Below are 23,816 nucleotides of genomic sequence, written 5' to 3'. Positions count from 1 at the left end.
TGCTTAAGCTGCGTCAGGCACAAGTTCGTAATACCCCAAAAACAATCCCGCCGTCAACTCGATCAACTGCTTCTGCTGTGCCACATCCAACACGGGCTGGCTGATAGCTACCTGGGGCCAGAAGGCCATCGATTTGAGCTGGCCCTGCAACATGTCACCCATGAGGATGGCATCGCCCGCCTTGAGTTTGCCATCTGCCTGTGCTGCCCTGATCCAGGCGACGATGCCTTCTTCCCGCTTGTTCATGCGTTCCACCATATCTCTGGCGCGGTCCGGAGTGTGGATGGTGGCGGCGATGGCGACACGGGCGAGGTCAATGAAATTGGTATCACACATCAGGAGCATCTTGTTACCAAGGAAAGTTTCGAGCTGTTCGCGCAGGCTTTTTTCGCGCTGATAATGAAAATCATCCTGAGAAACAGCATTTTTCCACAATTTCAACAATATTGCGGCGAATAAATCGTCTTTACTGGGGAAATGGTTATACACAGTCCGTTTGGAGACGATAGCGGTGGCAGCAATCTTGTCCATGCTGGTGGATTCAAAGCCGTGCAGGCGAAATTCTTGAATGGCAGCCTGCAATATGGCTTCGCGCTTGCGGTCAGTCTGGCGGATGGGATTGGACATATTGTTATTATATTAATCTTAGCTAATTATATTCACAAAAGAATTTTACACTAAGTAGTTTACTTTCTCTGATTTAAAAACTACACTGTGTAGTGTAATAATTCACCAGGCATCAGAACCAGCTTGAGCGGATTCGGCGAATTGAATGAATTTCGTGCCTGCAAGGGCACACCATACTGACAGGAGCGTTGATCAACATGGCTTATGTTTCTTACTCCAGCCCCGCAGAGGGCTTACGCAACACCATACCGCAGGAAGAAGGCAAAACCTTTGTGAATCAGGCACCAGTACGTGAGCCAGGTTTTTTGCAGAATTTGCGCATAGCCTGGAAATTCTTTTTCGATAAACCCAAAGATACGGTTCCCAGCGGCAGCATTCCTGTATTTGATTTGACGACAGCGCAATTGCTGGCGGCACCAGACAATAGTCTGTACCGCCTTGGGCATTCGACCTTGTTGCTGAAATTGCAGGGCGAATTCTGGCTGACCGATCCGGTGTTTTCTGAACGTGCTTCGCCTTTTCAGTGGATGGGCCCCAAGCGTTTTCATCAGCCGCCCATCAGCATTGCTGATCTGCCACCGATCAAGGGTGTGATTCTGTCGCACGACCATTATGACCATCTCGATTATTCCGCCATTTTGCAACTGGCCAAGAAGACCGAACATTTCCTGACACCAACAGGCGTCGGTGAGCGTCTGGTCAAATGGGGTATAGCCCGTGAAAAAATCCAGCAACTGGCCTGGTGGCAAAGCACCCAGGTTGGCGATATCCAGTTTGTGGCGACGCCAGCCCAGCATTTTTCTGGCCGTGGCTTGCATGACCGTGACCAGACCCTGTGGGCATCCTGGACCATCATGGCACCTGACCTGAAAATCTTTTTTAGCGGCGACACCGGCTACTTCAAGGGTTTTAAAGAGATAGGCGACAAGTATGGTCCGTTTGACCTGACCCTGATGGAAACCGGTGCCTATAACAAAATGTGGCCAGACATCCACATGCAACCGGAAGAGTCTTTGCAGGCACATCTGGATTTGCGCGGCAAAACCATGCTGCCTATCCATAACGGCACGTTTGATTTGTCCATGCACAGCTGGTTTGAGCCGTTTGAGCGCATTGTTGCCCTGGCACAGCAACATGGTGTGCGAATCAGCACGCCGCAAATGGGCGAAGAAGTCGATATCGCCGAACCGCAAACCGGCAGGCGCTGGTGGTTGTTCCCGAACACCCAGGCCAGCCGCCCAGTGTCTTTGCAATCAGTGCTGGCGGATTAGCACTGACCAAACGTCGAATGAAAACAGCCCGCAGGCACATGCTTTGCGGGCTGTTTTTGTTTTAGAACCTGTTTTCGATCTTACTGCGCGAGCGTGATCAGGGCTCATGTGCTGCTCAAAATGCTCATGTACTAGAGTACATTCCGCTTTTTGCGCTGCTCTTCACCCCGCTGACGCTCGCTCGCCACAGATCGTAAACAGGTTCTTAGAAACTGTGTTCCAGCGCTGGGAAAGACTGGTCCTTGACTGCTGCCACATACGCCAGCACGGCTGCATCAATGCTGGTCTGGCCCTCCATGAAATTTTTCACGAAACGGGCTTTGCGGCCAGGGAACACGCCCAGCAAATCATGCATGACCAATACCTGGCCAGCGCAATCGACACCTGCACCTATGCCTATGGTGGGGATATGCAGTGACTCTGTCACTTCCTTGCCCAGGCTGGCGGGAATTGCTTCCAGTACGATCATGGTGGCACCTGCGGCTTGTACTGCCAGCGCTTCTGATTTGAGCAAGTTGGCTGATGCATCGGTCTTGCCCTGTACCTTGTAGCCACCCAATTGATGGACGGATTGTGGTGTCAGGCCCAGATGTGCGCAGACGGGTATGGAGCGCTCGGTCAAAAACTTGATGGTCGGCAGCAACCAGGTACCACCTTCGAGTTTGACCATTTGCGCCCCCGCCTGTACCAGTTGCACGGCGCTGTTGAAGGCAACTTCCGGCGTGGCGTAGCTGCCAAAGGGCATGTCGGCCACCACCAGGGCTTTTTGATTGCCACGGGCGACGGCGGCGGTGTGGTAGGCGATATCCTGTAGTGTCACCGGCAGGGTGGAGTCGTGCCCCTGGCATACCATGCCGAGGGAATCACCGATGAGTAAAACTTCTACACCGCAGCGGTCCATCAGGGATGCGAAACTGGCGTCGTAGCAGGTGAGCATGGTGATTTTTTCACCTTTTTCACGCATGCTGATTAAGCCGGGAATGCTTACTGCTTTACGGTCTTGCAAATATTCAGCCATTCTTTTTCTCCAGAGGTGATGCTGTCGTTTGGTTTTTGTTTGACAGCGATGTTTGTCTCCACCTACATCTTCTAATTGTTATTTTTCTTTATTCTTAATTCCGATTCGTTCGTCAGTACACATGTCCTAATCGTACTTACATTCTGGAACAATTTTGCTTAAGTCCTACATATTTTTAATTCCGATTTGTTTGCAAGCTTCAGTTATTTTTATAGTGTCTTTTTAGGCAAATTCTATTGCTGTTGATTGACCAGGCCGGGTCTCGGCCCGGCGGCCGAATTCCTTTCTTTGCTTCGCCAAGAAAGGAATCAAAGAAAGGCGACCGCAGACTTGCCCTTCGGGTGCTTGCGCTGCGCTTCAGCACAATTTGTGCATCACAAAAAATGGGAAAGCTTCGAAACTCGCTTCGCTCAAACACGAAGCTTTCTGATCCATTTTCTGTGATGCACAAATTGCTACGTCCCAAGCGGATTAAGATCAACAGCGACGTCAAAACCAGAAACAACTGCAAAATCAAATTCAAAACACTGCTTATTTACTGTTTTTCTCGCTTCGATAAATCTGTGTTCATTCAGCTTCTAAAAATAAAATACACGGCGCCTACCAGACACAAACCCGCCCAAACATAATCCAGTTTGAATGGCTGTCCCATGTAAAACATGGCGAAGGGGACGAAGACGATCAGGGTCAGGGCTTCCTGTAATATCTTTAGTTGTGCCAGGCTGTAGGTAGTGTAGCCGATTCTGTTGGCGGGCACTTGCAGCAGGTATTCGAACAGGGCGATGCCCCAGCTGGCGAGGGCGGCTATCCACCAGGCTTTGCTGGAAAAGTTTTTCAGGTGGCCATACCAGGCTACGGTCATGAAGACGTTGGAGAGTATCAGCAGGCCTGTGGTCTGGACGATGATGGGGATTTGCATGGTACCTCGCGTTGGGCTATGCCGCATGTTGATGACATGTTGGCGGCGTGTTCAGTTGGGGGGGAATTCGTAGATGCGCTGACTGGCGACGGCGGCCACAAAATCTTGTGCATGGCCTTTGCCGGGGATGTGGATACCGGCGGCCAGTTGTAATAGCGGCAGCAGCACAAAAGCCCGCTCTGTCATGCGTGGATGCGGGACCTGCAATTCGGCGGTCTGGATTTTTTCTGCGCCATACAACAGCAAGTCCAGATCCAGCGTGCGCGGCGCATTGTGGTAGGGGCGCTCGCGTCCGTGGGCCAGTTCTATGGCTTGCAGGTGTTGCAGCAGGGCAGTGGCGCTCAGGCCGGTGTTCAGTTCGGCTACGGCATTGACATAATCGTCGCCGGATGAATCGACAGGTGCACTACCGAATAGGGCAGACTGTGCCACCAGGGTGGTATCCGGCAGGTGCGCCAGGGCTGCGATGGCCTTGCCTACGGTGGCTTTGGCATCACCCAGATTGGCACCTATGCCGATAAAAACTTGCATGCTCATTCTGCAATGCTCATTCTGCAGCAGCAGCCGCTTTACGTGGTGCCCGGCGGCGTGGACGGCGTTTTTTGACACCGGCTTCGGCTGCGGTGGCCTTGGGTTTGCTATTGATCAGGCGCTCGCGTTCTTCGGCTTCGCCATCAATAAAGTCGGTCCACCATTCGCCCAGGTCGGCATCAATTTCACCCGATGCACAACGCAATAACAGGAAATCGTAACCGGCACGCAGGCGTGGATGTTCCAGCATTTTATAAGGCGTCTTGCCGACCCGTTTTTCAAAGCGCGGCTGCATGGCCCAGATATCGCGCATGTCGGAGCCTATCTTGCGCTGTATTGCCAGGGCATCGGTCTGGGTATTGAGGACATCATCCGCCGCCAGATGCAGCGCAGGAATGGGAAATTCACCGGCAGCCTTGTAGGCATCCCATTTTTCCACCACCTGATGCCACAGCAGGGACGCAAACAAAAAGCCGGGCGACACCGGTTTGCCCTGCTGCACGCGCAGGTCGGTATTGGCCAGCGCCAGTGTCACAAATTTTTCACCCAGGGGCTGTTCCAGTACGACATCCAGCAAGGGCATCAGGCCGTGATGCAGGCCTTCTTTGCGCAGTTGTTGCAGGCAGGCCATGGCATGGCCGCTGGTCAGCAATTTCAGCATTTCATCAAACACGCGCGCTGCCGGCACATTGTTGATAAGGGGGGCCATTACCGGGATCGGCGCACGTGTTGCAGCATCAATGTTGAATTGCAGTTTTGCGGCAAAACGCACGACGCGCAGCATGCGCACGGGGTCTTCTCGATAGCGCGCTTCCGGCACACCGATGATACGCAGGGTTTTCTTTTTCACGTCCTTCATGCCGCCGTGATAGTCGAGCACGGTTTGTGTGGCCGGATCGTAATACATGGCGTTGACGGTAAAGTCGCGGCGCGCCGCATCCTCGTGCTGTTCACCAAAGGTATTGTCGCGTAGTACGCGTCCATGTTCATCCTTGGGTGCACCATCGGTGGCAGCGCCACGGAAGGTGGTGACTTCCAGCAGATCCTGGCCAAACATCACATGCACGATCTGGAAGCGACGGCCTATGATGAAGGCACGGCGAAACAGACGTTTCACCTGTTCCGGCGTGGCATTGGTGGCAATATCAAAGTCCTTGGGTTTGACGCCGGTCAGCAAATCACGTACCGCACCACCGACGACAAAGGCTTTAAAGCCATTCTCTTGCAGGGTCTGGGTGATGCGTATGGCATTCGCAGACACCAGTTGCGGGTCTATGCCGTGGTCTTTGGGACCCAGCACAGTCGGCTTGCTGTTGGCGCTGGCGACATCGCTCTTGTTTTTAACGCCGAGTATTTTGCGAATAAATTTCTTGATCATTGCTTGTCAAACAGGTGAAGTTGAGGCCAACCCTTGGTCTGTGCATAGGCGCGCAGTTTTTCATTGGGGTTGGTGGCGACAGGGTGGCTGACGCGTTCCAGTAGCGGAATATCGTTTTGCGAATCGCTGTAAAAATAACTATGGTTAAAGTCGCTGAGCTGCCTTAGCGGTGTCACTTCCTGCTTTGCCAGCCAGTCCTGCAAATGCACGATCTTGCCAGCACCCGAACTGGGCACACCCAGCAGTTTGCCGGTGATATTGCCGGCAGCGTCGAGTTCCGGTTCGGCTGCCATCAAATGTTGCACGCCAAGGGCTTTTGCTATTGGTGCAGTCACGAAACGGTTGGTGGCGGTGATGATGGCGATCAGGTCATCCTGATCCTGGTGCTTTTTGATCAAATCATGGGCTGCTGGCAACAAGACAGGCTGTATGACTTCCTGCATGAATTGGCCATGTAAGTCATCGAGCTTGTTGCGCGGGAATTGTGCCAGCGTACCCAGGGCAAATTCCAGGTATTCCACCGGGTCGAGCGTGCCAGCCTGGTACTGGGCAAAAAAATCGGCATTGCGGCGAGCGAATGCATCGGCATCGACGGCACCGGTGCGGCACAGGAACTGTCCCCATTCAAAATCAGAATCGATGGGGATCAGGGTGTGATCAAGATCAAATAAGGCGATATTGCGCATGCTAGTCATTTGTAGAGTCTGGGCCCGGTTGTTGCTGCAACATCAGTTCGCGCAGCAGCGGCAGGGTAATAGGACGTTTGGTTTCCAGTGAATAATGGTCCAGCTGATCAAGCATATCGGATAAATAACTCATATCGCGCCGATAGTGGGTAATCAGATAGGGTAACACGCCCGCCGACAGTTGTATCCCACGGGCGTGGGCGGCACGTTCAAGGGCATCGATCTTGTCTTCGTCGGTCAGACCATGCACCTGATAGATCAGACCCCAGCCAAAACGGGTGCGCAAGTCGTCACGTACATTCAAAATCATGGGCGGGTGATTGCCGGCACCGACCAAAAAACCGCCATGGGCACGGGCTTCATTGAACAGATTGAAGGCTGCGATCTGGTTCAGCGGTGGCAACTGGTCACAGTCGTCCAGCAGATACAGGCTGACGCCTTCGGTGAAGTCAAAGGCACTTTCCGGTGCATCAGCCGGGATATAGCGGGCCGAGGCATCATCAGCCAGTGCATGCAGCAAATGGGTCTTGCCGGCACCGGCTTCGCCCCAGATATAGACCGAGCGTTCACCATACTGACTGGTAATGCGCTGGGCAAACAGGCCCAGCAACTGTGCCAGTTCAGCATTTTGCCCGACCACAAAGGTGGCAAGGGACGGCAATTTCTGCGCGTCCAGATCCAGTAATAATTGCCTCATGTCTGACGATAAAAAGAGCTATTCATGTAAGACACACGCAAGTGCTTGACGGCAACCGAGACGATGGCTGAAGCAGGCAGGGCAATCAGGATGCCGATAAAACCAAACAGTTGCCCGAATGCCATCAAGGCAAAAATCACGGTCAGGGGATGCAAGCCTATGCGCTCACCCACCAGGCGTGGTGTCAGATAAAACGATTCCAGCATTTGGCCTATGCCATAAATAATGGCGACAGAAACCAGACCGCTAAAGCCATCAAATTGCAGGATAGCACCGATCAGCGCCAGTACCAGCCCCAGTCCGTAACCCAGGTAAGGGATGAACACCAGAAAGCCGGTAATGATGCCGACCGGCAGCGCCAGGTCAAAACGGGCGATGCTGAGTGCGACCGAGTAATACACGGCCAGCACGATCATCACCAGAATTTGCCCGCGCAGGTATTGCGCCAGCAATTCATCGACTTCGGCGACTGCACTGGCAGTTTGTTTGACAAAGCGGCGCGGTATGAAATGACTCAGGCGCTTGATCAGTACATGCCAGTCCATCAGCAGATAAAACAGTACGATGGGGATCAGCAATAAATTGGCGACCATACCGAGCAGAGCAGTGCCACCAACACGTATCGAATTCAGGACGGCTTTACCGATGACATCACCGCTGCTGGCCATCTGTTCCGTCAGTAAAGCCTTGATGCCATTGCTGTCGAGACGTACCTTGATGCCAAATTCAGACAACATGGGAGCCAGCATCTGATCCAGCTTGTCGAAGAAACGTGGAATCTGATCCTGGAATTGCGGTACTTCCTTTTGCAGGATAGGTACCATGATCAGGACCATAGCCAGTATTGCCGCAATCAGGACTACGATGATCAGTGTGGCCGCCACTGAACGCGGCAGGTTGAATTTGCGTATGCGCAGGGCGCACAGCTTGTCCACCCAGGGGGTCAGCACATAGGACAGGATACTGGCGACGATGAAGGGCATCAGCACCGGACCCAGCAGTGACAGCAGTAACAGCAGGCCAAATGCCAGGGCCAGCCACAGCATGGATTGTTTTTGCTCCGACGTAAAAGAAAATGGCATTTTTATGGCTGGTTAGTAGTCAAAATGTTATCAAATTTGCTGCATGGTCCCAAAAAACAGAGTTTTCGCGGTCAATTTGTTAAAATAGCGGTTTTGCCGGACTTTTCTGGCAATTTCTCTATTTTACCGCCTCCTGCCCCTATTGCCGAATATCATGAGCACTTCTACCCCTGTTTCTCTCTCTTACGCCGACGCTGGTGTCGATATGGTCGCTGGCGACGCCTTGGTTGACGCCATCAAACCTTTTGCCAAACGAACAATGCGCGAAGGTGTCATGGCTGGCATAGGCGGTTTTGGCGCCATGTTTGAAGTCAGCAAAAAATACAAGGAACCTGTCCTGGTTTCCGGCACTGATGGCGTGGGCACCAAGCTGAAACTGGCTTTCCACCTCAACAAGCATGACACCGTTGGTATCGACCTGGTGGCCATGAGTGTCAATGACATTCTGGTACAGGGTGCGGAACCACTGTTCTTCCTCGACTATTTTGCCTGCGGCAAGCTGGACGTGGCAACCGCCACCGACGTTATCAAGGGCGTGGCCTTTGGTTGCGAACAGGCGGGTTGTGCTCTGATCGGTGGAGAAACCGCCGAAATGCCGTCCATGTATCCTGATGGCGAATATGACCTGGCCGGTTTTGCGGTAGGTGCCGTAGAGAAGTCGAAAATCATTGATGGCAGCAAAATCCAGCCAGGTGACGTGATTTTGGGTCTGGCTTCTTCCGGCATCCATTCCAACGGTTTCTCGCTGGTGCGCAAGATCATCGAAGTCGCCAAGCCAGACCTGAGTGCTGATTTCCATGGCCGCAGCCTGGGCGATGCCCTGATGGCACCTACCCGCATCTACGTTAAACCACTGCTGGCCCTGATGGAGTCCCTGGAAGTCAAAGGCATGGCCCACATCACCGGTGGTGGCCTGGTCGAAAACGTTCCACGTGTACTGGGTGACAAACTGACTGCGGTCCTGCACAAAGACGCATGGACATTGCCACCGCTGTTCACCTGGCTGCAACAGCACGGCGGCGTCGCTGATGCAGAAATGCACCGCGTATTCAACTGCGGTATCGGCATGGTGGTGATTGTTGCTGCTGAACTGGCAGACGCTGCCTTGGCCCAGTTGGCCGCAGCCGGTGAAACCGTGTACCGTATTGGTGAAATCCGTGCACGTGCAGGTGATGAGCATCAGACTATCGTAGTGTAAGTATAGCTTTTCAAACCGTATCGTACCCGCGCAAGCTGCCAGCCAGCTTGTGCGTTTCTCCCAAATATTCCTGCATACTCCTACATCTTGCATCCCGCAAGCATGTTTTGCTCGCCAAACAACATCCGCCTGAGAAAAATTCGCTCGCTGCAAATCAGCACAAGAACTGGCACGTTTCTTGATATGCTGTTGTAGTACTGTAACTGCGAGACTTGAACATGGCAAAATTTTTCAATGAAATGGCGGCCGACTATGCAGGCACGCTTGGCACGCTCGGTAACCCCGGCAACAACAGTCACACCCGCGAGCACTATCGCGAATTTTGCAACTGGCTGGCACAGCAGTCTGCCGACAGGCTACAGCGCAAGCGCGCCGAAGCCGACCTCAGCTTCCGTCGCGTTGGTATCACCTTTGCCGTCTATGGCGACGATGCTGGTACTGAGCGCCTGATTCCCTTCGATATCATCCCCAGGATCATTCCTGCGAATGAATGGGCGCAATTGCAAAAAGGCCTGGTGCAGCGGGTACAGGCACTGAACATGTTCATTCATGATATTTATCATGACCAGAAAATCATCAAGGCAGGCATTATCCCTGCCGGACAAATCTACAAAAATGCCCAATACCGGCCAGAAATGCAGGGTATTTCGGTGGCTTCCGATATTTATGCCCATATTGCCGGTGTGGATATCGTGCGCGCCGGTGAAGGCGAGTTTTATGTGCTGGAAGATAATCTGCGTGTACCTTCCGGCGTGTCGTATATGCTGGAAGATCGCAAGATGATGATGCGCCTCTTCCCCGAGCTGTTTACCCGCAACAAGATTGCCCCGGTCGATCACTATCCCGATATGTTGCTGGACAATTTGCGCTCGGTTGCACCTATGGGGGGGGATGATCCTACGGTAGTGGTCATGACTCCCGGCATGTATAACTCTGCCTATTTTGAACATGCTTTCCTGGCGCAGCAAATGGGCGTGGAACTGGTGGAAGGGCAGGATCTGTTTGTCAATGACAATGCCGTCTTCATGCGTACCACACGGGGCCCTAAGCGGGTAGACGTGATTTATCGCCGCATTGATGATGATTTTCTTGATCCGCTGGCCTTCCGCCCGGATTCTTCACTCGGTGTACCTGGCTTGCTGTCGGTCTATCGCGCTGGCCGGGTCACGCTGGCGAATGCCATCGGCACCGGTGTGGCAGATGACAAATCCATCTATCCTTTTGTACCGGACATGATCAAGTTTTACCTGTCTGAAGACGCGATATTGAATAACGTGCCTACCTACCAATGTCGCAAACCGGAAGACCTGTCCTACACCCTGGCCAACCTGTCCGAACTGGTGGTCAAGGAAGTACATGGCGCCGGCGGTTACGGCATGCTGGTCGGGCCTGCGTCCAGCAAGCAGCAGATAGAAGATTTCCGTCAACGCCTGCTGGCCAAGCCGGACGGATATATCGCTCAGCCTACGCTGGCATTGTCATCCTGCCCGACCTTTGTGGAAAACGGCATCGCCCCGCGACATATTGATTTGCGTCCTTTTGTCTTGTCGGGCAAGCATATCTCCATGGTGCCGGGTGGTCTGACCCGCGTCGCCCTGCAAGAAGGTTCACTGGTTGTGAATTCTTCACAGGGGGGCGGTACCAAGGATACCTGGATACTGGAAAATTAATCGCCTCATGCACCTTCTCATCCTGGTGCACGAATGCCGGGCTGCCATTGAATGTTGCAACAGGTTTTGAAGATTGAGGGAAAATACCATGTTAAGCCGCACTGCTGATCACTTGTTCTGGATGGCGCGTTATACCGAACGCGCTGAAAATACCGCACGCATGCTGGATGTGAATATCCAGACTTCCATGTTGCCGCAGTCGGCAGAAGATGCCGAACAGGGCTGGCGTGCCATGCTCGGCATCTCTGAATTGCAGTCTGCCTTTGACCATCAATATGGAATACTGACCAAAAAAGATGTACTCGATTTCATGGTGAAAGATCCCATGAACCCGTCATCGATTGCCTCCTGCCTGAAAGAAGCACGTGAAAATGCCCGTGCCGTGCGCGGTACGCTGACCACGGAAGTATGGGAAACCCAGAATGCCACCTGGCTGGACATGCAGGAAAGATTGTCTGACCATGTGCTGGAAAATGACCCCAGCCAGTTTTTTGAATGGGTCAAATACCGCTCCCATCTGTCACGTGGCGTTACCCTGGGTACCATGCTGAAAGATGAGGCCGTGCATTTCATCCGTCTTGGCACTTTCATTGAACGTGCTGATAATACGGCGCGCATACTGGACGTGAAATTCCATGGTGCGAAAGAAAGCCAGCGTGGCAATGATAGCCTTCAAAGAGAATTTTACTACTGGGCAGCGCTGCTGCGTTCGGTATCGGGCTTTGAAATTTATCGCAAGGTATATCGCGATGTGATCACTCCTGAACGGGTGGCCGAATTATTGATATTGCGTGGTGATATGCCGCGTTCGCTGCTGGCCTGCATGGATGAAGTGGTCGCCAATCTGCGCGAGGTACGTAATGATGTGTCTGCTGATACAGAACGTTTTGCTGGCAAACTGCATGCAGAACTGAAATTTGCCCGCATAGAAGAAATACTGGATGCCGGTCTGCATGATACCCTGACCACATTCCTGGAAAATATTTTTGAGCTGGGTAATCGTGTCAGCCGTGACTTCCTGGTTCCGCTGGCAGCTTAGATCACCTGGAAAATCATGCAACTTATCATTCGTCACGAGACCATATACCGTTATTCTGCACCACTGACCTATACCATACAGCAACTGCGCCTGACACCGCGTGCCGAGCAAAACCAGCATGCGATGTCATGGCAGATCAGGACGGCCGGGCAACGCCATGCCTATATAGATGCGTATGGCAATCCCTCACATACACTGACCATCACTGGCCTGCATCATGAAGTATCCATCATTGCCGAAGGTGTGGTGGAACTGGCCATGCCGTATCAGGGCCGGATTACTGATCAGGACACCTTTTCGCCACTGGTATTTACTGTGCCTACCCGTTTGACCGAGCCGGTGGCTTCGATTCTTGACTTCGCCGGCAGTCATTTGCCCGATCAGGGCAAGACCACAACTGGTGCACTGCTCAATCTGGCGGTGCACATCCGCGGTGCGGTCGAGTATCAGACTGGTGCAACCATCGTCACTACCAGCGCCAGCGATGCCTTGCAATTGGGCCGCGGGGTTTGCCAGGACCATGCCCACCTGTTTTTGGCCTGTTGCCATGCGCGTGGCATTCCGGCCCGTTATGTGTCTGGCTATATTGACCCCGAATCGACTAATCATGCGGAGAGTCATGCCTGGGTTGATGCCTGGGTAGACGATGCAGATTATTCTGGCTGGGTCAGCGTGGACGTGACCCATGCCTGTTTGATGACAGATACGTATTGTCGTTTGGCTATCGGTCGTGATTATGATTCAGCTGCTCCGGTACGCGGTGTCAGGCGCGGTGGCGGGCAGGAAACCATGCATGTCAACGTACAGGTGACGCAGCGTTGAGTGTGGCAATACATGAATGCAATATAGCAACATACAATATAAAAAATTTAATTTATTGTTGATTTACCCCTGATTTACCCTGGATTGACGGGCATGTATGCCACATTTTGCAGCATGCTGATGCTTTATCCGGGGCAAGATTAAGGTAGAATCCCCACTTCGTTCCACCAAGACTTTGCTCTATGACTTACTGTGTTGGCATGCGGCTTGACGCCGGCCTGGTGTTTCTTTCTGATTCTCGTACCAATGCGGGTGTGGATCAGGTAGGCACTTTCCGTAAAATGTCGGTATTTGAAAACCCAGGCGATCGCACCATGGTGCTGATGAGCGCTGGTAATCTGTCCATCTCGCAATCGATACGACAACTTGTTTCCGAACATATAGATGGCAAAGGTAATACCATCTGGACCGCCCCGAATATGTATGAAGCCGCCCGCATCGTCGGTGAGGCGGTACGTATGGTGCATCATCGCGATGCCCAGGCTTTGTCCGAATTCGGTATCGATTTTAATGTCAGCCTGATTTTCGGTGGACAGATCAAGGGTGAGCGCTGCCGCCTGTTCCAGATTTATTCTGCCGGTAATTTCATTGAATCGCATAATGAAAATACCTATTTCCAGATTGGCGAAGCAAAGTACGGTAAGCCCATCATAGACCGTGTGGTTACCCCTACCACGCCACTGGATGAAGCCGCCAAATGCGCACTGATTTCCATGGATTCGACCCTACGTTCCAATGTGTCTGTTGGTTTACCGCTGGATTTGCTGGTGTATGAAGACAATAAACTGGCCATCACCCATTTCGTCACCATTGATGAAAAGAACCAGTATTTCCAGATGATACGCAATACCTGGGGCAAGCAACTGAAAAGCGTATTTGAAAGTATCGATGACCCGGTCTGGAATGCCAGTCCGGAAATCAATGACAATGTTCTGTCTGCCACCAATATGCACAGCAAGCCTGTGCGCGTGGAAGTGCCGGTGCAGCTGTTGGAAAACCCGCAACCGCCGGGACCCCTGCAATCACTGGCACAACACCCCAACAGCAATGAGCAGGCTTGAATCAACAATTCTGACTCAATAAGTCTGTATTACCTCATGCCCAGGTACCGTTAAATGGTACCTGATAGTCTTTACTTTCCGCTTTCCCCCACCGTCTTGCGAGCAGCCTTGGATGTGCCTGCCTGATGCCGCCATGCGCAATCGGCAGCGTGGTCGTTGACCATGCCTATACCTTGCATATAGGCGTAGATAATGGTGGAGCCGACGAATTTGAAACCGCGTTTTGCCAGGTCTTTTGAAATGCGATCCGACAGGGCCGTCGTGATGATGCGTTCGCCATTGTTAAGCAGTGGCTTACCCTCAATATGGCCCCATAGGTAAGCATCGAGCCCGCCAACTTCTTCACACAGGCGCAGATAGGCCTGTGCATTGGTGATTGCCGCAGCGACCTTCAGACGGTTTCTGACGATGCCGGGGTTGGCCAGCAATTCTGTGACTTTGTCCGGGCCATAGGCGGCAATTTTTTTTGCATCCCACTGGTCAAATGCCTGTCTGTAATTTTCGCGCTTGTTCAATATGGTTTCCCAGCTCAGGCCCGCTTGCGCACCTTCCAGGTTCAGCATTTCAAACAGACGTCGCTCATCATGACAGGGCACACCCCATTCATGGTCGTGATAATGCAGGTACAAAGGATTAGAGGGGTTAGCCCAACTGCAACGTGTCGTCATGCTTGGCAATCATGAAATTTGAGATATGATTCTGAAATATTAATTTTTAACAATGTGTTTCAATTTGCTTCGCTATTTTACTTAATTCAATCAAAGCCTGTTGCAGAATGGTAATGCAGGCAAGCAATAGCAATGATGAAACTTTATTATGGTCCGGATTTATCATGGTCCATATATGTGGGGTGTATTTAACCCCTGTTAAGGAAATGTGTTCGCAGTACTGTTCATAATCAAACGCAACCCGATTCTGGAATCAACATGTTGAGCTTTAAGCAAAGAAGTAACGCGCTATCTGCCTTGTCGGTCCTGACCCTGACACTGATATTGGCAGCATGCGGTGGCCAGGACAGTAAAACTGCGGCCAATTCTGCCATCCCCTCTGCCGCACCTACTGCACCTGCCGCTGCACCGCCAGCGCAGGCAGCACCTGTCAGTGCCGATACCATGGTGTTTTCCGGCAGGCGCCAGGACTACACGATTACCAAAGTGACGAATTCCGGCATCAGCGGTTTTATCGTCAGCGATACACGTGCTGGCGGCACGACCGTGACGCTGGCCAGCAATATTACAACCGTACAGTTTTCTGATTTTCACGTGAACCTGGGGGTTGGTGACAAAGCTAATTCCATTTCCGCGACCAGTTTGAATTCTCTGATCGACCTGTATGTCGCCTTCTTTAACCGTGTACCGGACGCGGATGGACTGGCCTACTGGATAGACCAGATGAAGGCAGGCCTGTCGGATGACCAGATCGCCGACAGTTTTTATCTGGTTGCCTTGCAGTCACCGGCATTGACCGGTTATGCGAGTGGCATGAGCAATGATGATTTCATCCGCATCATTTACAAAAATGTGCTGGGCAGAAGCGGCAGTACGGCACCGACTGCCCTGGAAATTGATTACTGGTCCAGCCAGTTGACAGCCGGTATTACAAAAGGACATATCGTCAGGGCCATGCTGATCGCTGCACGTGCCTACGTCAATGACCCAACCTGGAGCTGGGTGCCAGCTTTGCTTAATAATAAATTGAATGTCGCCAATTATTTCGCGGTACAACAGGGTTTGAACTACAACAGCCTGGATGATAATATCAGCAAGACCATGGCCATTGCTGCGGCTGTTACCATTAGCTCAACCACTGCCGCGCTTGACCTGATTGGTGTCAAGGACAATAACCTGAACCTCGCCAGCACGCTGGCCACACCTGAGAGTCTGGCCAATATTTGTACGGTAGACGGTAAAAAATCCTGGGTGCGCTCACATCTGGATGATGTGTATTTGTGGTACCGCGACATTATTGATGTGTCGCCTGCGCAGTACGGTACGGCAGAAGATTATTTCACTGCATTGCTGGTCAGGTCCAAGGACAGGTTCAGTTTTACCTCTGAGCAGGGCAGCATAGACAGTTATTTCCAGTCAGGTGAAGATGTCAGCTACGGCTATAGCCTGGTGCGTGAAGGCAGCAAGATACGCGTGCGTTATGTGCAGCCCGGGTCACCTGCTGATCAGGCGCAGATCAAGCGTGGTACCACGCTGGTCAGCGTCGATAATGCTGCGCTGGGTTCGTACATCAATGATGCGCAGTACAACGCCCTGTATCCTTCCAAGTCTGAGTCTCATAGCTTCCAGGTGCAGGATGGCAGCAGTACCAGCCGCAATGTGACCATGACCGCCGTGACGGTGACGACCACGCCGGTGTTGCAAAATCAGGTGTTGAACGTCAACGGCAAGAAGATAGGCTATATGGTGTTTACCGACCATATCCGTACGGCGGAGTCGCCACTTGTCAGTAGCATACGCAAGTTCCAGCAAAGCGGGATTGATGATCTGGTGCTGGACCTGCGGTATAACGGTGGCGGCTATCTGTATATAGCCAATGAACTGTCGGCCATGATAGGCGGCAGCAAGGTCACCAACAAGATTTTTGAACAATTGCAGTTCAATGACAAGCATGCCGACATGACGGCTGATAATGTGTCCTATTTTTATGACACCGATTCGAATAACCGCTTCCTGCCGACGCTGAACTTGCCACGTGTGTTTGTGATTACCGGCAGCAATACCTGTTCCGCCAGCGAATCCATCATCAATGGCCTGACACCTTTCATGAAAGTGATACTGATCGGTGATACAACTTGCGGCAAGCCCTATGGTTTTATCCAGACCAATAACTGCAACACGGCGTATTTTGCGATTCAGTTTGCCGGTGTGAATGCGCTGGCCAAAGGGGATTACACGAATGGTTTTACACCGGCGTGTTATGTACCGGATGACTTGAATCATGAGCTGGGCAATGTCAGCGAATATCGTTTGTCTGCCGCACTGACTTATGCCACCACCGGTGCCTGCCCGACCATTGTGGCAGGTGTTACAGGAGGTGTTGCAGCTCCTCCGCCAGCACAGTTCAGTCCTATTGTCGACAAGGACCCGCGTCCATGGCGAAATATCAAGTTGTTGAAATAGTGTATCGAATCCAGGCTTGAAACAGGCTGATGCAAAAACAGGGAGTGTACGGAAGTACACTCCCTGTGTTTTGTCGCCCAGAATTTATATGGCGTCCAGCGCCTGTTGCAAATCGTGGCGCAGATCTTCCACATCTTCTATGCCGACAGACAGGCGCACGAAAGAGTCGGTAATCCCCAGTATCGCCCTTTGTTCCGCAGGGATGGTGGCATGCGTCATGATGGCTGGGTGTTCGATCAGACTTTCTACACCACCCAGACTTTCTGCCAGCGCAAAGACTTCGCAGCGTTCCAGGAAGCGGCGGGCACCTGCCAGATCGGTATCGAGCTCGACGGAAATGATGCCGCCAAAACCATCCATCTGCTGCTTCGCCAGTTCATGCTGCGGGTGACTGGCAAGGCCGGGGTAGTACACTTTTCTGACCTTGGGCTGCTGTTCCAGCCACTGTGCGAGGTCCAGTCCGTTGGCATTGTGCCGCTCAACGCGGATGTTCAGCGTCTTGATGCCGCGCAGAGCCAGGAAGCTGTCGAAGGGGCTAGCTATCGCTCCGACAGAATTTTGCAGAAAGCCCAGGCGCTCGCGCCATTCAGCCTGATGTGCTTCGCCACCGACGATGGCAATACCGCCGATGATGTCAGAATGGCCGTTGAGGTATTTGGTCATGGAATGCACGACAATATCAAAACCCAGTTCCAGCGGACGTTGTACTCGCGGGCTGGCAAAGGTATTGTCGGCCACTGCAATGATGCCGCGTTCACGGCAGATGGCAGCAATGCGGCGCAAGTCGGCCAGTTTAAGCATGGGGTTGGTCGGTGTTTCCACCCACACCATTTTGGTGTCTGGCCTTAGTGCAGCCAGCAAGGCTTCCGGTTTGGTCATGTCCACGTATGTGAAATCCAGGCCGGCGCTGCGTCTGCGCACACGTTCAAACAGGCGATAGCTGCCGCCATACATGTCATCGCCGGCAACGATGTGCGCACCACTGTCGGCGATTTCCAGCACGGTGGCGATGGCTGCCAGACCTGATGCAAAGGCAAACGCCTGGGCGCCGCCTTCCAGATCAGCCACCGCGCGTTCCAGCGCCCAGCGGGTAGGATTGTGTGAGCGCCCATAATCCAGCCCCTTGTGCACGCCAGGGCTGTCCTGTACGTAGGTGGAAGTGGCATAAATGGGCGGCATGATGGCGCCGGTAGTCGGGTCCGGGAATTGTCCGGCATGGATGACACGTGTGCCAAAGGCTTGCTGATGTTCAGGTTTCTTGTATTCGGGATAGCTCATGAGAGTGTCCTGCGTAAATGGTTAAGAAGATCGAAACGGGTAATCAGGCCGTGAAAATGTTGATCGGATGCGATAATGGCGACCAGTCCACGATTCAGCGTGGCACGCAATGCGGCTATGCCAGCCTGCGGGCTCAGGGTTTCAATCTGGCTGGTCATGGTATCTTGCACCGGGCTGCTGAACAGGGTGGCGTCAGCCGATACTTTTAGTAATACATCTGATTCATCGATGATGCCGATGATCTCGCCATGATGGATGACCGGCAATTGCGAGATATCGGCGCTGCGCATGCGGTTGAAGGCCACCATCAACGTATCGCTGCTGTCAACGCTGATGACGCCGCCATCATCAAAGCGGCGGCCTATGATGTCGCGCAGGTCACCATACACCTGACGTTTCAACAGCCCCTGGTCTATCATCCAGTTATCGTTATACACCTTGGACAGATAACGGGTCCCGGTATCGCAGACAAAGGTGACCACGCGTTTTGGTGTGGTTTGGGCTCGACAATAGCGCAAGGCCGCTGCCAGCAGGGTGCCGGTGGACGAGCCTGCCAGTATGCCTTCGGCACGCAGCAGTTCACGGGCAGTCCCAAAACTTTCGGTGTCATCAATGGTGTAGGCATGTTTGACTGCCGTCAGGTCGGCAATCGCCGGAATGAAATCTTCGCCTATGCCTTCCACTGCCCATGAACCGCTGACTTCATTGACGTGGCCGGTGTCTATATATTCTGCCAGTATGGACCCCTTGGGGTCGGCCAGGACAAATTCCAGTTCTGGCTGCGCCTGGCGGAAGAAGCGCGTCAGCCCAGTCACCGTGCCGGCAGAGCCGACGCCAACCACGATCGCATCGACATCATGACCGGTCTGTTCCCATATTTCGGGGCCGGTCGTGGTTTCATGCGCATAGGGATTGGCCGGGTTGTTGAACTGGTCGGCAAAGAACGAGCCGGGGATTTCTTTGGCGATACGGGCCGCATAATCCTGATAATACTCGGGATGGCCCTTGCCGACGTCGGAGCGGGTAATGCGTACTTCTGCCCCCATGGCGCGCAGGTGCAGTATCTTTTCGGTGGACATTTTATCGGGTACCACCAGCACTACGCGATAGCCTTTGGCACGCGCCACCAGCGCCAGGCCCAGGCCGGTATTGCCAGCGGTTGCCTCAATCACGGTACCCCCTGACTGTAGCCGGTCATCGGCTTCTGCTGCATCTATCATGGCCAGGCCGATACGGTCCTTGATGGAACCGCCAGGGTTTTGCGATTCCAGTTTCAGAAACAATTCACACAGCCCGGTATCAAGGCGGGTAACCTGAACCAGAGGTGTATTGCCAATCAACGCAAGTACTGCGGGATTAGTTGGATGGGTCATTTTTTCTCCAAGCCTGCAATGGCAGATCATGCCACGCAACTTGTTACGCTTTTGTTAAAGAGGCAGTCATGCTAGCGATGTCTGTGCCTGAGGCTAAGGAATTTTTACAACTATGTTTATGCGGAAATTGCATTCCAATAGCCTGTCTGGGTTTCAGTATAGTCTTTGTGCCGAATCCTGCTGAAAGCCAAAAAACAGGGCAGCGCCATGAAGAAAAAAGTGGAAGGCAGAAAATATAAATGCCGCCCGAAGGCGGCATCAAAAGTGGGGGACTGTGCTACGTTAAAACGTGCCCGGTTGGGACGAGCCGCTCTTCTTTTATTATAAACCTGTGATATTGAAATCGTTTTTATTCAGATGCAGTCTGGTCTTCCTTATGGTGAAAAGGAGCAAACCAGCAGACTGCGAAAGAAGGTACGGTTGCCAGCATGACGAAGACAAAATAATTGGTGTAGCCCAGCAATTGTTGCAGGTGACCGCTGATGACGCCGGTTACCATCATGCACAGTCCCATCAGGCCGGTGCCGAAGGCATAATGGGTGGTTGTGTATTTGCCGGGGGCCAGTTGCTGCATCAGGTAAATCATGAAACCGACAGAGCCGAAGCCAAAGAAGAATTTTTCAATGGCTACACCGGCAGTGATTAATAGCTGGCTTTCCGGCTGGAAGATGCTCATCAGCAGGAAGGTGGCATTTGGTATGTTGACTGCACAGCACAGCAGGAACAGGCTGGGTTTCAAGCCACGTTTTGCGACGAACACGCCACCCAGCAAGGAACCCAGCAGTACCGCAACCAGGCCATACGTGCCATAGATCAGGCCCAGTGATTCATTCGACAGACCCAGGCCGCCTTTTGCAACCGGATCAACCATGAAGAAAGGGCCGATTTTTTCAAGAAAACCTATACTCAGGCGAAACAGGAAGGCAAATGCCACCATCAGCCAGACATCACGCTTCTGGAAGAAGGTGACGAAAGAATCGCGCAGGATATGCACTGCGTCACCAACGCTGGCTGGCGTATTTTCTGCCTTGGCACCATCTGGCATGGTACGCATATGCCAGAAGGCCATCAGCGCAGTAATCCCTGCCACGATGAGGAAAATGATGCGCCAGGAATCCATCCATTCAGCGCCAAACACCTTGGGATCATGATGGAAGAAATCAGTATGCAGTTTGCCGCTCAGGTACACCAGGCCGCCAGCGGCGACGATAGGACCAATATTCCAGCTCAGGCTTTGTATGCCGCAGTACAGGGATTGCGCCTTGCCATCCAGAGAGGTGACATAGACGCCGTCAGCGGCAATATCCTGGGTTGCACCCAGGAATGAAATCACCCAGAACAGCAGCATCATGATCATCATGTAGCTGGACAGTGACATCACCAGTGCCACACCGACAAAGCCGGCGGCGATGGCCAGCTCGGTACAGATGACAAAGAATTTCTTGGTTTTGTACATCTCGACAAAAGAAGCAAACAGCGGCTTGATGGTATAGGCAAGGATGAGGTAACTGGCATATTCGGCAGCCTGGCCATTATCCATACCCAGATTTTTAAACATGATGGCAGTGACGCTGGTCAGCGTCATATACGTCAGTGCCATGGTGAAATACGTGGTGGGTACCCAGAACAGCGGGGAGGGCTTTCCTGGTGCTGCACGCAGATGGACTTCTGTCTGTGTAATCATAGTGGCGGCTAGGGTAGCGCTACGCTTTGCCTGGCTTGACACCGGGCGGTTGTGCTGCAACTGTCTGCCCTGATATGGCGCGGCAAACTGCTTCAGCAGGCAACCCAAGAATAGCTGGTCTCGTAATATTTATTATTTGCCTTGCACAATCAAACCGGCACTGCGGGACCACATACGTGATCATTTAAACAGATCCTGTGGATCAGCATGCCATCTTCATGTTGCAACAGCTTCTTATGAAAAGTTTTCAATAATCACGCCTTGAAAACCTTTTCAAGAAAAAGAATAACACGAAATTTAAGAATTAAAAACTTTTGTTCATCAGAAGCAGGTATGCAGACACCTTCCTGATGTGTAGAAAGCCCTTGTGTGCGAATGAAAAACAGGTTTGCAGCCGGGTTTTATCTCTCATTGCATATTGTTGTATGCCGATGCATTGTCGCTGTGTTCAGGTGTGAAATCAGGCGTTTATTCATCTGAAGTATGAAATTGTTTTCACTGTTTCCGCACAAATTCACTTGTCGTGCTCTCTTTCTCTTGTTCTTTACCAGATTTAACCCGGACAGATTGTTGACACGGCACAAAGTGGGTGATAAATTCCGTTTAACTTGAAAACGTTTTCATTTTCTTTGCTGTTTGCGCTCACTGAACTGTCGTTTGCGCACATGGTTGATATGGCCTGGAAGTTGAGGCCATATTTTTTGTAGTAAATTGAAAACGTTTTCAGTTTGAGTGGTTTGGTCATTTGTCATGCGCTGACGCCCATGCGCAGCATGCATGCAGATGGCACCAGGAGTTCTTTCATAAAGCAGGCGGGCAGGGTAGTTGACTTGCCAGGTCGCCGCTATGTAGCACTTCCTGAGAATAATAGGACTTACGCACAATTGTAGTAGTACGGCGGAGCTGCAACGCAGCTGGGGCGGTTTTGCGTAAGTCCTAAATAATAAATAAAACCGGAGTACGGCTTACAGGCCGGCATCCGGATTAATCCAACCCTACAAATGAATACTATGAATAATCCGTCAGCATCACTTGTGTTTTCACCGGCTTTTACCTGGGGCGTGGCTACCAGCGCCTATCAGATTGAAGGCGGTGCAACTGCCGATGGACGCGGCCCATCCATCTGGGACACGTTCACCCATACTCCGGGCAAGGTCATTGATGGCAGCACTGGTGATGTGGCCTGCGATCATTATCATCGCTATGCCGAAGATGTAGACATCATTGCCTCGTTGGCGGTAGATTCCTACCGGTTCTCCATTTCCTGGTCACGGGTGCAGCCATTGGGATACGGAGCCTGGAATGAAGCAGGTTTTGATTTTTATTCAAACCTGTTGGGCAAACTGGAAGAAAAAAACATCAAGGCCCATATCACTCTGTATCACTGGGATCTGCCACAAGGCTTGCAGGACAAAGGTGGCTGGCTGAACCGCGAAACCACGCTGCGCTTTGCCGAATATGCTGCCGAAGTGGCGCGCCGTTTTGGCAAGCGTGTGGCTACCATTGCAACGCATAATGAGCCGTGGTGTACGGCAAATCTTGGCTATGGCAATGCCCAGTTTGCGCCAGGGGTTGCCGATACCGTGCAGGCCTTGCAGGTATCCCATCATCTGTTGTTGTCGCATGGCCTGGCCATGCAAGCCATGCGTGCAGTGAATAGCCCGGCGCGCCTTGGTATCGTCCTGAATCAATGGCCAGCCACACCAGCCACCGACAGTGCGGAAGATATCGCTGCCGCCGAATGGGAATATGCACGTTCGGTGCAATGGTTCATGGACCCGATATTCAAAGGGCGTTATCCACAGAAAGCGCTGGACCGCATGGACATGGCGCAGTTCCAGGTGCATCCGGAAGATATGCAGATCATCCGCCAGCCACTGGACTTTCTGGGCGTGAATTATTATTTCCGCGCCTTCGTCAGTACCGAAAACCCACCCCGGCAGCCTGAGGGAAAACTGGGTTTCTCTGACATGGGTTGGGAAATTTATCCTTCCGGTCTGACCGATCTTTTGTTGCAGTTAAAGGCAGAATATCCAGACTTGCCTGCGGTTTATATTACTGAAAACGGCATGGCTGTTGCCGATCAGATCGTTGATGGAAAAATCAATGACCAGGCGCGCATCAACTATGTGCAATGGCATCTGGAAGCCGTGCAGGCCGCGATTGCGGGCGGGGTCAATGTGCAGGGTTATTTTTACTGGAGTCTGCTGGACAATTTCGAATGGAATTCAGGCTATGAAAAGCGCTTTGGCCTGGTGCATGTTGACTATGCTACGCAAAAACGCACCCTGAAAGAAAGTGCTTACTGGTACCGGAATTTTATTCGTTCTCAGGCAGCTTAGTCCATATCC

20 protein-coding genes are annotated in these 23,816 nt (G+C 52.3%); 8 read left to right on the top strand and 12 right to left on the bottom strand.

What is annotated here, in order from left to right:
- Positions 1 to 3 precede the first annotated feature (3 nt).
- A complete protein-coding gene (locus ACO0LK_RS06765) occupies positions 4 to 627 on the bottom strand; it encodes a TetR/AcrR family transcriptional regulator (RefSeq protein ID WP_422973401.1) in 624 nt (207 codons plus the stop codon).
- Between the two features lie 197 nt (positions 628 to 824).
- On the opposite strand from ACO0LK_RS06765, the gene ACO0LK_RS06760 reads away from it, so the two are divergent.
- A complete protein-coding gene (locus ACO0LK_RS06760; RefSeq protein ID WP_422973399.1) occupies positions 825 to 1,898 on the top strand; it encodes an MBL fold metallo-hydrolase in 1,074 nt (357 codons plus the stop codon).
- Positions 1,899 to 2,103: 205 nt separating this feature from the next.
- Here ACO0LK_RS06760 and panB read toward each other — a convergent pair whose 3' ends face one another.
- From panB to ACO0LK_RS06725, 7 genes are all read right to left on the bottom strand, one after another.
- A complete protein-coding gene (panB, locus tag ACO0LK_RS06755) occupies positions 2,104 to 2,916 on the bottom strand; it encodes a 3-methyl-2-oxobutanoate hydroxymethyltransferase (RefSeq protein WP_422973397.1) in 813 nt (270 codons plus the stop codon).
- A gap of 571 nt (positions 2,917 to 3,487) precedes the next feature.
- Complete coding sequence (locus tag ACO0LK_RS06750; RefSeq protein ID WP_422973602.1) at positions 3,488 to 3,835, bottom strand: DMT family protein; 348 nt, start codon at positions 3,833 to 3,835, stop codon at positions 3,488 to 3,490.
- Between the two features lie 51 nt (positions 3,836 to 3,886).
- Positions 3,887 to 4,366 carry a 2-amino-4-hydroxy-6-hydroxymethyldihydropteridine diphosphokinase gene (folK, locus tag ACO0LK_RS06745; RefSeq protein ID WP_422973600.1) on the bottom strand — a complete coding sequence of 160 codons (480 nt, stop codon included), beginning with the start codon at positions 4,364 to 4,366 and terminating at the stop codon, positions 3,887 to 3,889.
- Positions 4,367 to 4,382: 16 nt separating this feature from the next.
- Positions 4,383 to 5,744 (bottom strand): polynucleotide adenylyltransferase PcnB, encoded by a 1,362-nt coding sequence (gene pcnB, locus ACO0LK_RS06740; RefSeq protein ID WP_422973395.1) that lies wholly within the window; start codon positions 5,742 to 5,744, stop codon positions 4,383 to 4,385.
- Entirely contained in the window at positions 5,741 to 6,430 is a 690-nt protein-coding gene (locus tag ACO0LK_RS06735; RefSeq protein WP_422973393.1) for an HAD family hydrolase, read from the bottom strand. The genes pcnB and ACO0LK_RS06735 overlap by 4 nt, the downstream gene beginning before the upstream one ends.
- A 1-nt stretch (position 6,431) precedes the next feature.
- A complete protein-coding gene (hda, locus tag ACO0LK_RS06730; protein WP_422973391.1) occupies positions 6,432 to 7,127 on the bottom strand; it encodes a DnaA regulatory inactivator Hda in 696 nt (231 codons plus the stop codon).
- Positions 7,124 to 8,209: an AI-2E family transporter gene (locus ACO0LK_RS06725; protein WP_422973389.1), complete on the bottom strand. Its 1,086-nt coding sequence runs from the start codon at positions 8,207 to 8,209 to the stop codon at positions 7,124 to 7,126. Before ACO0LK_RS06725 ends, hda begins: the two co-directional genes overlap by 4 nt.
- A 154-nt stretch (positions 8,210 to 8,363) precedes the next feature.
- On the opposite strand from ACO0LK_RS06725, the gene purM reads away from it, so the two are divergent.
- The 5 genes from purM to ACO0LK_RS06700 all read left to right on the top strand — a co-directional run bounded on the left by purM (position 8,364) and on the right by ACO0LK_RS06700 (position 13,999).
- Positions 8,364 to 9,407, top strand: coding sequence for a phosphoribosylformylglycinamidine cyclo-ligase (gene purM / locus ACO0LK_RS06720; RefSeq protein WP_186949160.1), 1,044 nt, complete (start codon positions 8,364 to 8,366; stop codon positions 9,405 to 9,407).
- Between the two features lie 218 nt (positions 9,408 to 9,625).
- Positions 9,626 to 11,077 (top strand): circularly permuted type 2 ATP-grasp protein, encoded by a 1,452-nt coding sequence (locus ACO0LK_RS06715; protein WP_422973387.1) that lies wholly within the window; start codon positions 9,626 to 9,628, stop codon positions 11,075 to 11,077.
- An 88-nt stretch (positions 11,078 to 11,165) separates the two neighbouring features.
- Positions 11,166 to 12,116 (top strand): alpha-E domain-containing protein, encoded by a 951-nt coding sequence (locus tag ACO0LK_RS06710; RefSeq protein WP_422973385.1) that lies wholly within the window; start codon positions 11,166 to 11,168, stop codon positions 12,114 to 12,116.
- A 15-nt stretch (positions 12,117 to 12,131) separates the two neighbouring features.
- Complete coding sequence (locus tag ACO0LK_RS06705; RefSeq protein WP_422973383.1) at positions 12,132 to 12,938, top strand: transglutaminase family protein; 807 nt, start codon at positions 12,132 to 12,134, stop codon at positions 12,936 to 12,938.
- A gap of 182 nt (positions 12,939 to 13,120) precedes the next feature.
- Positions 13,121 to 13,999: a peptidase gene (locus ACO0LK_RS06700; protein WP_422973381.1), complete on the top strand. Its 879-nt coding sequence runs from the start codon at positions 13,121 to 13,123 to the stop codon at positions 13,997 to 13,999.
- A gap of 71 nt (positions 14,000 to 14,070) precedes the next feature.
- Here the strand turns inward: ACO0LK_RS06700 and ACO0LK_RS06695 are convergent, their stop codons facing one another.
- Positions 14,071 to 14,667 carry a DNA-3-methyladenine glycosylase I gene (locus ACO0LK_RS06695; RefSeq protein WP_422973379.1) on the bottom strand — a complete coding sequence of 199 codons (597 nt, stop codon included), beginning with the start codon at positions 14,665 to 14,667 and terminating at the stop codon, positions 14,071 to 14,073.
- A 258-nt stretch (positions 14,668 to 14,925) separates the two neighbouring features.
- Here ACO0LK_RS06695 and ACO0LK_RS06690 point away from each other — a divergent pair, with 258 nt between their 5' ends.
- Positions 14,926 to 17,130 carry a DUF4214 domain-containing protein gene (locus tag ACO0LK_RS06690; protein WP_422973377.1) on the top strand — a complete coding sequence of 735 codons (2,205 nt, stop codon included), beginning with the start codon at positions 14,926 to 14,928 and terminating at the stop codon, positions 17,128 to 17,130.
- A gap of 84 nt (positions 17,131 to 17,214) precedes the next feature.
- Here ACO0LK_RS06690 and ACO0LK_RS06685 read toward each other — a convergent pair whose 3' ends face one another.
- From ACO0LK_RS06685 to ACO0LK_RS06675, 3 genes are all read right to left on the bottom strand, one after another.
- Positions 17,215 to 18,408: a trans-sulfuration enzyme family protein gene (locus ACO0LK_RS06685; RefSeq protein WP_422973375.1), complete on the bottom strand. Its 1,194-nt coding sequence runs from the start codon at positions 18,406 to 18,408 to the stop codon at positions 17,215 to 17,217.
- Entirely contained in the window at positions 18,405 to 19,781 is a 1,377-nt protein-coding gene (locus ACO0LK_RS06680) for a pyridoxal-phosphate dependent enzyme (RefSeq protein WP_422973373.1), read from the bottom strand. Before ACO0LK_RS06680 ends, ACO0LK_RS06685 begins: the two co-directional genes overlap by 4 nt.
- 349 nt (positions 19,782 to 20,130) lie before the next feature.
- On the bottom strand, positions 20,131 to 21,465 hold the full coding sequence (locus ACO0LK_RS06675; RefSeq protein ID WP_422973371.1) for an MFS transporter: 1,335 nt from the start codon (positions 21,463 to 21,465) through the stop codon (positions 20,131 to 20,133).
- A 1,010-nt stretch (positions 21,466 to 22,475) separates the two neighbouring features.
- On the opposite strand from ACO0LK_RS06675, the gene ACO0LK_RS06670 reads away from it, so the two are divergent.
- On the top strand, positions 22,476 to 23,807 hold the full coding sequence (locus ACO0LK_RS06670) for a GH1 family beta-glucosidase (RefSeq protein ID WP_422973369.1): 1,332 nt from the start codon (positions 22,476 to 22,478) through the stop codon (positions 23,805 to 23,807).
- Positions 23,808 to 23,816 lie beyond the last annotated feature (9 nt).

Origin of the sequence: Undibacterium sp. Ji49W, from assembly GCF_049340205.1 — a bacterium.
Classification (GTDB): Bacteria; Pseudomonadota; Gammaproteobacteria; order Burkholderiales; family Burkholderiaceae_D; genus Undibacterium.
The sequence above is the reverse complement of the archived record's forward strand: the minus strand, read 5'-3'. Positions and strand labels throughout refer to the sequence as shown.